The sequence below is a fragment of the Pirellula sp. SH-Sr6A genome (genome assembly GCF_001610875.1).
Taxonomy (GTDB): Bacteria; Planctomycetota; Planctomycetia; order Pirellulales; family Pirellulaceae; genus JBKCUI01.
This window is the reverse complement of the sequence record NZ_CP011272.1, coordinates 143,913-158,316: the sequence shown is the minus strand read 5'-3', so window position 1 is coordinate 158,316 and position 14,404 is coordinate 143,913. Positions and strand designations below refer to the sequence as shown.

At 55.0% G+C, this 14,404-nt stretch carries 6 protein-coding genes; 4 read left to right on the top strand and 2 right to left on the bottom strand.

Features of this window, described 5'->3' with window-relative positions; genetic code table 11:
- Positions 1-23: 23 nt before the first annotated feature.
- On the bottom strand, positions 24-5,879 hold the full coding sequence (locus VN12_RS00490; protein WP_146674986.1) for a serine/threonine protein kinase: 5,856 nt from the start codon (positions 5,877-5,879) through the stop codon (positions 24-26).
- Positions 5,824-6,465, bottom strand: coding sequence for an ECF-type sigma factor (locus VN12_RS00485; RefSeq protein ID WP_146674985.1), 642 nt, complete (start codon positions 6,463-6,465; stop codon positions 5,824-5,826). Before VN12_RS00485 ends, VN12_RS00490 begins: the two co-directional genes overlap by 56 nt.
- Positions 6,466-6,660: 195 nt before the next feature.
- Between VN12_RS00485 and VN12_RS00480 the strand changes: the two genes are divergently transcribed.
- The 4 genes from VN12_RS00480 (at position 6,661) to VN12_RS00465 (ending at position 14,371) form a co-directional block, all read left to right on the top strand.
- Entirely contained in the window at positions 6,661-7,650 is a 990-nt protein-coding gene (locus VN12_RS00480; RefSeq protein WP_240491275.1) for an alpha/beta hydrolase, read from the top strand.
- A 386-nt stretch (positions 7,651-8,036) separates the two neighbouring features.
- Positions 8,037-11,459: a secretin N-terminal domain-containing protein gene (locus VN12_RS00475; protein ID WP_146674984.1), complete on the top strand. Its 3,423-nt coding sequence runs from the start codon at positions 8,037-8,039 to the stop codon at positions 11,457-11,459.
- 2 nt (positions 11,460-11,461) lie between these two features.
- Positions 11,462-13,162, top strand: coding sequence for a GspE/PulE family protein (locus VN12_RS00470; protein ID WP_146674983.1), 1,701 nt, complete (start codon positions 11,462-11,464; stop codon positions 13,160-13,162).
- Positions 13,163-13,168: 6 nt separating this feature from the next.
- Positions 13,169-14,371 (top strand): type II secretion system F family protein, encoded by a 1,203-nt coding sequence (locus VN12_RS00465; protein WP_146674982.1) that lies wholly within the window; start codon positions 13,169-13,171, stop codon positions 14,369-14,371.
- The last annotated feature ends 33 nt before the right edge of the window (positions 14,372-14,404 follow it).

The window sequence follows — 14,404 nt, the reverse complement described above, 5'->3', positions numbered from 1 at the left end:
TCCCCTGCGACGCGAATCATGGGTTACCGAGCAGATGCTACCGTTCTACGTTCAAGCCCTTGTCGATGGAACATCTTTCCGAGCGCTCGAACGGCCCAATAAACGTACGCTGTTACGAATACACTTTGCGGAATGATCCAGTACCATCCGGCCCAGTCGTAATATTCACCCGGCTCGAGCGGCTGACTCCACCCATGAAGGCTCAAAATTCCTCCCGCCGTGAGGATTGCTCCGAGCACGATATAAAAGAAAATAGCGAAGACTCCACGCCATTGTTTCTGAACACATCGATGCACTATCAATCCGATCATCCCGACGATCGGCGAGAATAAAAGCGCCAATCCATAACTTGTAAACCAGCCACCTCCTTCGGTCCCTTGTTGCACCCGAAGCGTGATCAGCGAAATGGCGACGAGAATGGGTAGCAATAACAGCCATCTAAGGCCCCACTTCCGCTTTCGAAAGGTTGTCCACAAATAGAGGCCAGGGATCCAAACCAGCAACACGGATTGGAAGAGACCGGTTACTAGAAACGCAACAACCTCCATGGGTAATTCGGTCGCCATCGAATTTTGCATCCAAGGCAATGGCCTTTGAAATCGCACATCGCGCTCCGTCGATACCAAGGAAATCGGTGACTGGATATTTCTCGATGACGGTGTATCGCTGCACGCTGCCCTCGCATTGGATTGATCGAGGTGATTGGTGACGACGATTGGGAGTTCTCCATCTCGGCGCGGGATAGCGAGAGTCGGTACGATTTCATTCGAATACGTTCGATGTCTCGTCGGACCGTGACTCCACCAATGTCGATCCCCGGTCTCGCTATCGAATGCCGAGACGCTGGGATGTTCCCCCCACGAGTGCAGTACGATGCTAGGAGGATGGGACGCACTCAGCGAATGGACCTCCACGTTCGCTGGATAGCGGTCGGCGTCCAGCGCTCCGTTCATACCGACCGACGTTCCCGCATGCGCATCGGCGATCGTGAAGAGCGTCTCCAAATTTTTTGAGAGATCCACAATTTCAATCCGGCTGCCAACAATCGCTCGATCCAGGATGCCATCGGCATCGTTGTCCAATAACCTCCAGATAATGGGTGGCTTGGGATAGGTAGAGGGCTGCGGATAAGATCGCTTGGCAATACTGGTCCCATCCTCGTCTAAAATCTGAATATGATCCTTTCGATCCTGTTCATAGCCTAAGAGAAGCATCGACTTTCCGTCTGCATCCAGCAGGGTTCCGCTGAAAAGCCTGTCCCCCGTGGAAGCAAAGTTGCGACGAAAACTCGCGTCAACTTCGATGGGATGGTCCCAGAGTTCGACTCCCGACTTGGCTGCGACCGCGACCGCATGGAGCTGCCTGGACAGACTGCCGTCCTCCCGCGAATCATCTCGCACCTCGACGAAGTAAACTTGGGAGAGAGCGGCGTCCGCATTCGCTCCTTGTGGCTGAACGCGGGCTTGTGCCGCTTCGGCGAAGCAGTTGCTGGATTCTCGGCAGGAAGCTCCCGGACGATTCCACAATTCGGTTCCATCCCTCCCATCGAGTGCCAGCCAAGTGGCCGCCATCGGTGGTGTGGTCTCCGCAGACGGCTCGGCGGGCGCGAGAATGTCCGTAACGCCATCGCCATTGAAGTCACCCATTCCCAATTTTGGCATCGGTCGCGACGCGAATGGGTAGGGCAAACGCTGACCGGAATTAGATCCGTACTTACGCGTCAATGCGCGATGCCATCGCTCCGCTCCGGTCGTAGCATCCCACACAGACACGATGAGATTTCCGTCATCGCCAGACCAACTTCGGCGATTTTTCAATGCAAGCAGCGAATCCGAATAGGACAGGTAAACGATCTCGCTGCGTCCGTCTCTATCCAGGTCTTGGCACTGCAGATATCCCGATCCTTGCTGGTAGGTTTTTGTCGCTCGTGTCTTCCAAATTCTCGATCCAGTTTTTCCAGAGATCGCTTCGAGTACTTCGAGCTTGCTTCCGCCGGTCTGGGACTCCAGGATCAGATCACCAATCCCATCGTCATCGAAATCCCAATTACGATGGTCGAACTCGGCAAATCCTTCTGCTTCCCAGCTCGGTGCTCCTCGCAATCGCAACGGTGCAACGCCTTGTTCGCTATGGACAGTTGTGTGCGAGGCACGGCCACTCAACTGGATCTGCCATAGGAGGGAACCGTCCAACGTGTTGTGTGCGGTGATGGAACGATAATCCGTTTGGATCAAATCCAGAATTCCATCCCCATTGAGATCGGACACCTTCTGGTGGGGTTGGCCCATACGGTCCCAAAGGGATTCCCCAGTGCCCCGCACAAAGTGAGTCTCGGATTGTCCTCGCAATCCGAGTTCCGGTGTGCGAAATCGTGAGAGGGAAAGATCGGGTACTTTGTCTCCGTCTAGATCTCCTATTTCTACTGAATGGACCTGCGTCGCTTCTTGTTCGCAATGTCCGGTTCCAATCGAAAAGATCTTCAGTTCCGCTGCGTCTCCTTCGCGGGAATGAGAGCTTTGAAGGGGAACGACGACACGCGGCCAACCATCAACCCGATTCTCCCAAAGAAATGGTTGGCAAAGGTAGAACGTCTCCGGCGAGTCGCGATGCAGCACGCGGCTTTGCCCCTGCAGAATCGTCTTACCTGTCGCGCCGGAAAGGACATCGAGGTGGACGCGAACTGGCATGCCAGCCATCGTCGTCACGATCAAATCGAGAACACCGTCACCATCCCGGTCTGGGCCAACCACCCAATGATCGATCTGCATATCGGCATGTCGAATGCGTGCATGCCACTTCTCCTCACCGTCTTTCGCATGGAGTACTCGAATAGCAGTGCTCTTTGGATTTCCAGGAATTCCGTTTGTCGATTCATCGGGGACGATCCACTCGGGAACATCGTCCGAATCGAGATCGACCAAGAATGGCCAGCGAGGAAGAGTCATTTCCCACGTTCGAAGTAGTGGCAGCTGTGCTTGTAGCGTCCTCTGCCAAAGAACCCGATTTTCGGATAAGGACCAAGCGACGCACCGAAGCGATGGTGGAGCGACATTGATCGGTTTTGCAGCCTGCCCATCCGTCGTCGAGCCTCCGTCCATCCAATAGAGAGTTGCTGGCACGTCGTTCTTTTCGGGCCAGAAGAGGGGAGGGGTTTGGGGGATTCCTCCTAGGTGGATCGCGTCTCCTTGGAACCTCCCCGTTCGCAGATCGATAGAGAGTAGGTTCTCACCGACTTGATACCAAAACGTTGTGCTCGGATTCTCGGCAGCACGCGAGTCATTGAGGAAGATCGTAGCACCGACTGCGACGAATTCGCCGGTCAGTTCACAGCTTTGGTTGCTGTTGCGACTCCAATAGCCTTGATTAAGAAACGTGCCACTTCCTCCTTCACTGCTCCCTGTATTCATGCCCGTAAACCATTTGTAGTGATAGGGGACCTCTTGGGGACTTAAAGAAAAAGCGGAAAGCGGGATTGTGGTGCTCCATAGGATCTCGCCGCGAAGTCCAGACAATGCGATGACTTCGCGCACCGCTTGATGAGTTTGGGGAAGGCCTCTCGGAGGAATGGAGGCGATATGGACGATGAAATCGGGATGTTCATCGCCATCGATATCCGCAACGATGCGAGGGGGTTCTACGATAGTACTACGTGGACTTTGTTTGCAGGCGTCGAGTTGTTCCTGTATCGAATCGGTTTGCAGGACATCGGCTGCGAGCCCACGCGCCCACTTTGTCGTCCCATCGCATCCCACCATTGCCACGAACGCTTGGTGGCGAGTGGCAATGAGAAGATGGTCCGATTCCAAACCAATCGTTGCACCGGGAAGACCTATCAAAAAAGGAGCCGTTGACGACTTCGCGCCTTGTACGATGTTTCGATGGAATTGATGGGCAGACTCCCAATGAAAACTGGGAGCCGAGTCGCCGTTCGTAAACGCAGTCCAGGGAATGGACGCCTGTTTGGGTTCCTCACCCGCGAGCGATTCGATCACCAGATGATGGGCATCGATCGATACCCCCCAGGCATGTTCGGTCCCTTTCACGAGTTGGGTTCGAAAGAATCCAGTCTTGGATGGCGCGAGCAGTTGATCTGTTGGGTTCAGCGTCTGTTTGTGATCCCGTCCTGCTAAGAGAGACAACTGATAGGTTTGGCTCAACAAACCGGGGGTTCGAACCCGCAACTTGTATTCGCCCGGTTGCAGCGGGATGGGGTCTTGTGTGGGAACCGTTTGAGCGTGGAGCGCGAGTGTGCCATCTGCGCTAAGAATTTCCGCCGTCAACGAAGTAGCGGGACTGGTAAGGGAGAGGTGGGATTCTCTCCATTGTCGATAACCGACCCAACTTAGGATGGCAAAGGCCAGCAACATCAGGCTCGCGACAATCGATGTGACCGACCAAGTGAATTCGTTGCGATGCTGACGAATCCACCGCTGAGACCGCTCCACGAGCGTGGGCTGCTTGGCTCGGATCGGGCGTCCATCGAGCAGCGCTCGAAGGTCCGAGGCCAACTCCGACGCACTCGCATAGCGAGAGGTTGGATCCTTCGAAAGGCACTTCATCAGGATCGTGCTGAAATCTTTGGGCAACTGGTGTTGGTAGCGAGTGGCTGGTACTGGCTGACTGTGCAGTATTTGATGGATCACGCCATGTGGAGTCTGGGCATCGAAAACCGGATGCCCGGTCGCAAGCTCGTAAAGCGTCGCGCCGAGGCTGTAGATGTCGCTGCGATGATCGATTGCGTGCACCGATGCGGACGCTTGCTCTGGACTCATATAGCGCGGTGTTCCCAGCAGTGCCCCCGCGACGCTCAAGGTGACGTCATTTTGTTGTTTGGCGAGCCCGAAGTCGGACAGCCAAATACGTTGTTCGCGATCGAGAAGCAAATTGGATGGCTTCACATCGCGGTGAACGATCCCGCGCCGATGCGCATGCTCGAGAGCTTCCGCCGCTTGAAGTCCCCAGTTGGCAACGCATTCCCAATCGATGGGCGTGTCCGGATCGTGAAGGATCTTGTCGAGACTCGTTCCTTCGATGTATTGCATAGCGAAATAGTTGATCGGACCATCGCTTCCCACTGAAAAGATCGGGACGATGTTCGTATGGTGAAGCTTGGCGACGGTCAGCGCCTCACGCTGAAATCGCTTCATGGCTTCCCCATTGGAATGGGATCCAGACCATAGAATCTTCAAGGCGACCGTTCGTCCCAAGGAGGGCTGGATCGCTTCAAAGACAATCCCCATTCCCCCACGTCCAATCTCGCGGACGATTTGGAATTCGCCGATGGACCAATTGCCTGCTCCCTTTCCCAATCGATCTGGCGAAGCCATTCCATCCATGGCGTCCCGTAGTACGGCCGGAAGCCCTTGTTGGGCCGCGATCCAGTCTGAAGCTCCTAAGGTTGGATTTTCATGACATGCGTCGCGATACTTCTCAATCCAGATCGCGAAATCCTCCAGTTGCGCCTGCGAAAGGGCATAGGAGTCGGACAACGGCTCGGTGTTACCACTTCTCTCCGTAGCTAGCGGTGCTTCGGTGCAGTCTTTTGCTTCCCAAAAAGCGTGGAGTGCGGGGATGACGGATCCCAGGTTCGCGTAGAATGCGACCTCGATCGATTGACCTCGTTCGGTTTGCCAAGCCCATGCGATGGGGAGGGTCTCCTGAAGAAATCGAATTCGGAACGATTCCTCTGAGCGAAAAGTGCCATCGGCAAGCAAATCGGCCAAATGTTTCGATAATTGCGATGCAATCTCCACGGAGGAGGTCGGAATGGCGACCCTCAACCAAGTTTCGAATGATTCGCACGCATCATCGAGTCGGAGCAATTCACCGTGAGGAATTGGAATCGGAAGGGCTGGGTGGAAGGTCGATGGATTTTCCATGCTGAGTCCAAATTTCGCGAATCAATTTCAATCGACGCTCGATCGTAGCAAGTGAACAGCCTTGCTCCTGCGCGATTTCCGCATTGGAAAACCCATCCAGTTTACGAATCGCAACGAGTCTCATCGGTTCATTAAGCAAGTCCAACAGGACGCGCAGTTCTTCGATAAGGATCGCTTCCAAGTCCGGACCTAGCTCCGGGCCAGCGACTTGTTCCAGGGGGCGATCACCAGGATTGCTAATGGGTCCCGGAAGCACCGCCGACTCCCCTTGAACTTTGCGTTTCTGCCGCGACTGAAAGCGGATGCGATCGATCGCTTTTCTATGGGTCATCCAGGAGAGTAACCGCCAAAGGCTGTCGCGACCCCTCAAATCGAGAAACCGATTTTTCTGCATAGCAGTAAAAAAACTTTGCAAGACGCTTAGCGCGACGTCTTCCTCGTCCTCGACCGCTTTGCGGATGCCGGTTAATCGTTTGCGTGCTAGCAGGACAAGTTCGGGGAAGAACGCCTCCCAAATCGCTTGCTGTGCCTGGGAATTTCCAGCTCGAATCTCATGTAACCAGCTTTCAATCGAGTTTTCTACCATTCCTTACCATCCCCGCGAGTCCCCCCCAACAATCAGCCCCTCATGATGAGGGCTGACCCATTATGTAGGTTGAATAGTTCCCGTGTATTGAAAACCACCCGCCAACCCGATACCCTAAATTTTTCGAGCGTGTACGCACGATCGCGCGGAGGCATTGATCCGACGCGTCTCCTCTCCCTATTCTGATAGGATCGAATGATGAAAGCGAATTGGTTTATCGGCGGTCTATTGTTCACCGCTCTTATCGGCAATTGCGAGGTGTTGAGGGCGCAGGAGCCTGCAGCGCAGCGTGAAACCAAGCCAGGGCAGCCACCCGAGAACAGCGAAGATCCACAGCGAGTCAACCCGCGTCGGGGAGGCGGGCGGGGCTTCGGTGCACCGATTGTACTCGAAGCCGATGATGTGGCTGCCTATGACGCCCCGCCGGAGGGATTTCTCAAAGAGCGAGAAGGGATCCCCCACGGAAAGCTGGAATTGGTCGAGTACGAGTCGACGACGGTCGGAACGACTCGAAAGTTGAACGTATACACCCCCCCTGGTTATTCGAACGACAATAAGTATCCGGTCCTCTATCTGTTGCATGGGATAGGAGGCGATGAAAACGAATGGGTGCGTTTCGCCTCGCCCAATCATCTCTTCGACAACTTGATCGCTGACGGCAAAGCGGTTCCGATGATTGTCGTTATGCCCAACGGACGAGCGCAAAAGAACGATCGAGCTGAAGGGAATGTGATGCAAAGTGCTCCCGCGTTCGCCGCGTTTGAGCAAGACCTCCTGAAGGACGTTATCCCGGCGATCGAGGCCAAGTATTCCGTGGACGGCAATAGGGAGAAGCGAGCGATCGCTGGTCTCTCGATGGGAGGAGGGCAATCGTTTAACTTCGGACTCGGGAACTTGGACCGCTTCGCGTGGGTCGGACCCTTCTCGGCTGCCCCCAATACCAAGCCCCCCCAAGAGCTCGTCCCGGACGTCGAGAAGGCGAAAAAGGAATTGAAGCTCCTCTGGATATCCTGCGGAAACAAGGATGGATTGATTCGTATCAGCCAAAACATGCACCGATTCCTAAAGGAAAACGGAATTCCGCATGTCTGGCACGTCGATGGGCACGGTCACGACCCCCAGCATTGGAGCAGCAGCCTCTACTGGTTCGCACAAAGCGTCTTCCAAGAGAAAACGAAGAGCTGACCGGGCGTCCACCGACGATCGGTGGTCCTCCATCGCGATATGCGTCGACCTCGGCAGATCGGTCCCTCCGACCGATCTGCAGCCTCCACTACGACCAAACTGTCACCCTCGGCAGATGCGCCCCGTTTAGAACCGTCCCGAAAAACACGGGTTCCCATTCGATCTTAGGCCCTCTGAAGCCTTCCCACGGAACCTTTTGCCGCCGAACGGGTTAAGAGTGTGCCGGTTTTAGCATTTGGAAACCTTTTTCCTGTGCTGATTCCGATATTTGGCACGCGATTTCGAACATTACACCGTCAACTATTCATTAGCCGCTAGCGAATGGTTGCCAGGCAACTAGAGTCGAAGTGCAGCGCAATTTTCTTCATTTGCATTCGTTCTTTTCCATGAATACCAACCGAAGCCTTCGTAATCGAGTTTTGGCATTACTCCTTGCTACCACCGTGACTTCTCACGCGTTTGCGGATGGGAACCCAGCATTGGTAGGGGTGCTCGCGGTGATCACGGACCCCCAGAAAGCGGCAGAATTGGGGCTTTCCGAGGACCAGCTAGGAAAATTGAGCTTGCTGATCAAGCAATACGAATCGAAAGCCCTGGATTTGGCCAACACCTTGCGAAGCGTCGATTCGCCTTCGGAACGCCGCATGCGGCAAATGGAGGCCATTCGTGGAATCGAAAAGCAGGGATACGAATTTCTCAGCGAAGCGCAGCGTGCGACCGCCGAAAAGTGGCGCCTGAGCAATTTGGGTCCCATCGCGATCTTGGATCCCGAGGTTGCGAGCCAATTGCAGGTGACGCCGGAGCAGGCGGAGAAAGTCCGCAATGTCCTCGAGGGACGCAGTGTATTGCTTCGCACCCTGGGGGCCGAGAAGGCGGATGCCGAGATCAAAACCCGCCTCGTCGCGGTCTTGTCCGACGAACAAAAAGGAAAGTGGACGGAACTAACAGGCGCACCAGCGATCGCGGCAGCAGCCGCTCCCGCATCGAGTCCATCGGATGTCCCGAAGGCAACCGGAGCCCCTTCCGATTCGAATTCTGCAGTCGCGTCGTCGAGCCAACCGATATCGGGTCCCGAGGACGGTCTCCTGATCAATTTCAACGCAGCGCCGTGGTCGGAAGTTCTCAAATGGATCGCCCGAGAGGCGGAGTTGAGTTTGCAGGTCGACGCGTATCCCACCGGGACCTTCACGTATCGAGATCCTTATCGGCGGTACACGGTCGCGCAAGCCATGGATATCATGAACAGTGTTCTCTTGAGCAAGGGCTACACGCTTGTCAAGAAACAACGGATTCTGATGAGCATCGACTTAGCCAGCGCCGAATCGGCGGACGTGATGCGATCGCTTCTTCGGGAAATGGCCGAGCTCGTTCCACCTGAGGAGCTCGACTCGCGTGGCGAATACGAAATCATCAAGACGGTCTTCTCTCTTGAGCGGTCAAGCATTGAAGATATCGAGAAGGAAATCAAGCTTCTCATTGGCCCGCACGGCTCCATTGTCCCGATCCAATCGGCAGGTCAAATACTGGTCACGGAAACGGGTGGCAAGCTTCGCATTATCCGTGAAACGATTGAACGATCTGAAAATCCGGACGGGGTCCGTTCGGCAAAGATTGTGCGACTACCTCTGAAATTCGTTAGTGCGGAAGAAGTCCTTTCGATTGCCCGCGCATTGCTTGGAATCAAAGAGAATGAGTTTCGCGCCGAAGATATTAGTATCTCGACCGATACGTTTGGGAACACGATGTTCGCCACTGGCTCGGCCGACAAACTCCAGAAACTTCGCGACATCGTCAAGGAGCTGGACGTCAAACCGGACGAGTCTAGCACGAAGATGGCAGCATCGGAGCAGCCAGTTGTAAAGAGCCATCTGCTGCTTGGCTCCGATCCCACCACGACCATGGATGTACTGCAGTCGACGTTTGCAGGTCAGCCCAATATCAACATGGCGCTCGACCCGAAGACCAATAACATCATCGTCCGAGCGACCAAGACCGACCACGACTTCATCGAAAAGCTGATCAACGAGTTGGCAGGCCAATCCAGCGAATTCGAGATTATCCCGCTCGGAAACATCGATACCAATGCAGCGGTCCTGACGCTCGAGAAGTTTTACGGCAAATCGACGTCGACCGGTAAGGATCCCGCCGCGATCAAAGGTCCCATTTTCTACGGTGATCCTGCAGGCCGCAGATTGCTGGTGAAAGGAACCAAACAGGAAGTCGATCAAATCCGAATGCTGATCAGCAAAGTAGAAGATTCGGGTCCCAAGATCGAAGGATTGGGCGATGGTGTTCGCGTCATTCCTCTGCGTGGCAAGGCCGCCGATCGCTTGCTGGAACAGTTGGAACTGCTTCGCAAAGCCAGCCGATCCCGAATCAAGATCTCGTTGCCAAAGGATGAATCATCCAAGGCCAAAACGCCCGCGGAGGGAGAGATCGGTGAAAAACCGAGCGAAAAGGATGCCCCGCGTGCCTCGCTGAATGCAGTCCCCGAGGGAGTTTTAGTCGCGAACTACGACGAGAAAAAGGAAGACGAAGGAAAGAACGCGCCGTCTGCTAAACAAGCGGTGGTAGCGACATCTGCGCAACAGACTGCCGGGGATGCCAAACCAGGCAAAGGCGAAGTCACCATCATGCAAGGTCCTTCGGGCCTGATCATTGCCAGTGATGATCCAGAAGCGATGAGCGAGTTTGATCAACTGCTCCGAGTCGCCGAGGACCAAATGCGGAATGCCCCAGCGGAACCCACCATTCGCTTTTTGCGACATATCACGGCCAACGCCGCCGCAGAGTTGGTAAAGAGTGTCATTGCTGGGGAGCAAGCTACAGCGGGCAGTGGAGGAGGCGGGTTGCTGGGAGATGTGGCATCGAGTGTTCTCGGGGGAGGCGGGTTGTTTGGAAGCCTCTTCGGTGGTGGCGGAGGTGGGTCAACCGCTGCCGCGACGACCGTATCGGGAGCCGCAACGGTAGGAGACGTGGTGATTACACCCGATGCACGACTCAATGCACTTTGGATTCAGGCCAATCCGATGGACGCGCTCTTCGTGGAAGATATCCTCACCATGATCGATGTCGAGCAGAGCGAAGTCGACATCCAGACTCGAGGAAGTGTCCAAATCGTTTACTTGGAGAACACGCCGGTCGAAGAAGTCGAACCGATTGTCAAGCAAGTTTTTGCAGCGCAGATCGCCCAGCAGCAGCAAGGGGGGGCAGCGGGTGGCCAGCGACAGCCTTCGCCTGAGGATTTGATCAATTTGCTGCGTGGGGGCGGAAATCGACGAGGCGGAGGTGGCGGTGGCAGTGCCCAGTCAGAACTGAAGGAGCAGACCATGACCATCAGCGCCGATAAAAAGAACAATGCTTTGATCGTTGTGGGTCCCCCGTATCTCTACAATCAAGTAAAATCACTCGTGACCAAGATGGACGAGGCGGCCGCCGAGGACGAGCAAACCATCTTGACCGTACCCCTTGATGGGGATGTCAATCCGGTCCTGATCCAAAACACCCTTAACTCGGTGTTTGGTGCCAGCGCCCGAACGACTTCGACCAACGCGAGCGGTACGACTCCCACCACAAATCCCACCAACAACGCCGGCGGTAGAACGTTCGACCCAAGCCAATTCCAACGTCGTCAACAAACCGGCGGATTCCCCTTCGGCGGAACGGGCGGATTTGGCGGGGGCGGCTTCGGAGGAAATGGCGGATTCAATCCTGCCCAATTCGGACGAGGCGGCCAGGGTGGTAATACCCAGGGCGGCGGAAACAATCGCGGAAACCGCGGCGGCAATAACCGAGGAACGAGAAACTAGGCATGATTACAGAGGCAGGCGAATTGCTGCTTCGGCGGGGCTTGATCACGCAGGAGCAACTTACCCAATCCCGCAATAACATGAATGGCGGTGGCATTCTTGAGAGCATTATTAGCTCCGGGTTTGCCAAGGAAGAAGATGCGCTCCGGGCCGTCGCCGACGAGTTCGGCCTCGATTTTATCGACTTGCGAGAAGCGAACCCTGACCTGAGTCTGCTGCAGACTTTCCCGCAAAAGTTGATCTATCGCCACGGACTCTTCCCGATCAAGCGTGAGGGGGGGCAGCTCTTTGTCGCGACCCATAATCCGCTCGACCTGTATCCCATCGATGAGGCCGCCGCAGCGACGGGGCTCCAAGTCGTCCCGCTGGTGGCCGAAAAGTCGGAAATCGCCAAGCTGGTGAAAAAGCACTTGGGGGTTGGTAGCGAGACCATCGAAGGCTTGATGGCAGCCAAAGCCGAAGACGACGAAATCGAACTGTTGGAGAAGATCGAGGCCGATGGCAGCGAGCTCGGAGAGCAAGCGCAAGAGGCGTCGGTGGTCCGGTTGGTCAATGAATTGCTCGTAGAAGCGGTCGATTCCCGATCCAGTGACGTGCACATCGAATCTCAGGCCAGCGGGTTGGTCGTTCGCTATCGAATCGACGGTATTCTTCACACCCAGCCTGTCCCACCCGAAATCAATCGATTCCAAGCGGCGATTATTTCCCGTTTGAAGATCATGGCTCGTTTGAATATCGCCGAGAAGCGACTTCCCCAGGATGGTCGTATCAAACTGCGTGTTCACGGTCGTGAGGTCGATGTCCGGGTCTCCGTCATTCCGATGATTCACGGCGAAAGCTTGGTCATGCGGATTCTCGATAAAGGCTCGATGAAGTTCGACCTTCGAAATCTTGGGATGGGGGACGCCACCTACAAACTCTTCAGCGAACTGATCCGCCTTCCTCACGGAATCATCCTGGTAACGGGTCCGACCGGTTCGGGAAAGACGACCACGCTTTACAGTTCACTGCTGGAGATCAAGTCCCCGGAAGTGAAGATCATCACGACCGAAGATCCAGTCGAATACCAACTCGAAGGAATTAGCCAAATCCAGGTCCATCCCAAGATTGGCCTCACATTCGCGGCGTCCCTTCGAAGCATTTTGCGTCACGACCCCGACGTCGTGCTCGTCGGGGAAATCCGGGACGCGGAGACAGCGGAAAACGCGATCCAGGCCTCTCTCACCGGTCACACGGTTTTTAGCACCTTGCACACCAACGATGCTGCAGGTGCTTTCACTCGGATCGTCGATATGGGAATCGAACCCTTCTTGGTCGCCAGCACCGTGGAAGGCATCATGGCGCAGCGGCTTGTTCGACGTCTATGCCCATCTTGCAAAGAGCCTTATGCTCCAAAGCCTGAGGACATGCCTCGCGACTTCCCATGGCATAAGTTGGAAGGTCGTCCGCTCTACCGCCCCGTCGGTTGCAGGACTTGCCGCAATCTTGGTTACGCTGGTCGTTTTGGTATCTATGAATTGCTTGCGACGACCGAAAAGGTGCGACAATTGGCACACGACCGCAAGAGTTCGTTTGAAATCAAACAAGCTGCGATCGAAGCAGGTATGCTCACTCTGCGAGATGATGCATTCCGCAAGGCGATGGAAGGTGCGACCAGCATCGATGAAGTGCTGAGAGCGACCAAGGGAGATCACCTCGGATAATCTCCTATGCCAGATTTTGCTTACACTGCCCGAGATATGAAGGGCAAGTCGATTACCGGTACGATTTCGGCCAACAGCCAGCGCGATGCGGCTTCTCAGTTGGGTGCGAAGTCGTTGTTCCCGATCTCGATCACGATTAATAAAGGTTCGCAGGTCAAGAAAACCCGCCGGGTTGCTGGTGCCCAGATGGCCGGCTTTTATGAACAACTCGCTTCCCTATTGCGAAGCGGCGTCCCAATGCTTCGGGCACTCAGTGTTCTCTCCACCCAATCTGGTTCCAGCCGAACATTGCGGAACGCGGTGTCGGAAATCAAAAGCCGAGTGGAAGAAGGAGAGTCCTTGGGAGATGCGATGTCCCGCTATCCTCGGATCTTCAATGATATGGGAGTCAACATGGTTCGCGCGGGAGCCGAAGGCGGGTTCCTCGAGGACGCGTTGGAACGAGTCGGTTCATTCATCGAACAGCAGGAAGAAATGAAGGGGAAGACAGCCGGAGCGCTCGCCTATCCCGTATTCGTTATGAGCGTCGGTGTGATCGTCGTCACCGTCCTGCTCATTTTCTTCGTACCGCAATTCGATTCGATCTTCGAACAGATGCGAAAAAAGGGAGCGTTACCACAAGCGACCGAAGTTCTCCTCGCACTCAGCCGTTTTGTGCAGCGGTTTTGGTGGGTGGTTCTCGGAGCGATCGCACTGATTGGCTTGGGACTCAACCAATATCTGAAAACGGAAAAAGGGAAAAGAAATGCCGATTTAGCAAAAATCAAGACACCTTTGCTTGGTTCGGTGTTTCTAAATCTGGCTGTTTCCCGCTTCTGCAGAGTCCTTGGAACGCTACTGAAAAATGGCGTTCCCCTACTCCGTTCGCTGGAGATCAGCCGGCACGCCGCCGGGAATATCATCTTGGCGGAATCGGTTCAGAAGGCGAGTGAGGAAATCACGGCAGGGGAGAGACTTGCTAAGCAGCTGGAGAAATCCGGGCACTTTCCCATGACCGTCGTCGAAATGATATCCATTGCAGAAGAATCGAATAACCTCGACAATGTCTTGGTGACGATCTCAGACAACTTGGAGCGGACCACCTTTCGGCGATTGGAAACAGTCGTCCGATTATTGGAACCCGTGATGTTGCTCGTGCTAGCGAGCATGGTCATGTTCGTCGTATTGGCACTCATGCTCCCCATCATCAATTCCGCGAGCTCTCTGTAATCGATCGCAGTACCTCGCTCCCACCTCCAACGT

Coding starts and splice junctions, on each gene's coding strand:
- VN12_RS00490 (WP_146674986.1), bottom strand. CDS start 5,879: ATGGAAAATCCATCGACCTTCCACCCAGCCCTTCCGATTCCAATTCCT.
- VN12_RS00485 (WP_146674985.1), bottom strand. CDS start 6,465: ATGGTAGAAAACTCGATTGAAAGCTGGTTACATGAGATTCGAGCTGGA.
- VN12_RS00480 (WP_240491275.1), top strand. CDS start 6,661: ATGATGAAAGCGAATTGGTTTATCGGCGGTCTATTGTTCACCGCTCTT.
- VN12_RS00475 (WP_146674984.1), top strand. CDS start 8,037: ATGAATACCAACCGAAGCCTTCGTAATCGAGTTTTGGCATTACTCCTT.
- VN12_RS00470 (WP_146674983.1), top strand. CDS start 11,462: ATGATTACAGAGGCAGGCGAATTGCTGCTTCGGCGGGGCTTGATCACG.
- VN12_RS00465 (WP_146674982.1), top strand. CDS start 13,169: ATGCCAGATTTTGCTTACACTGCCCGAGATATGAAGGGCAAGTCGATT.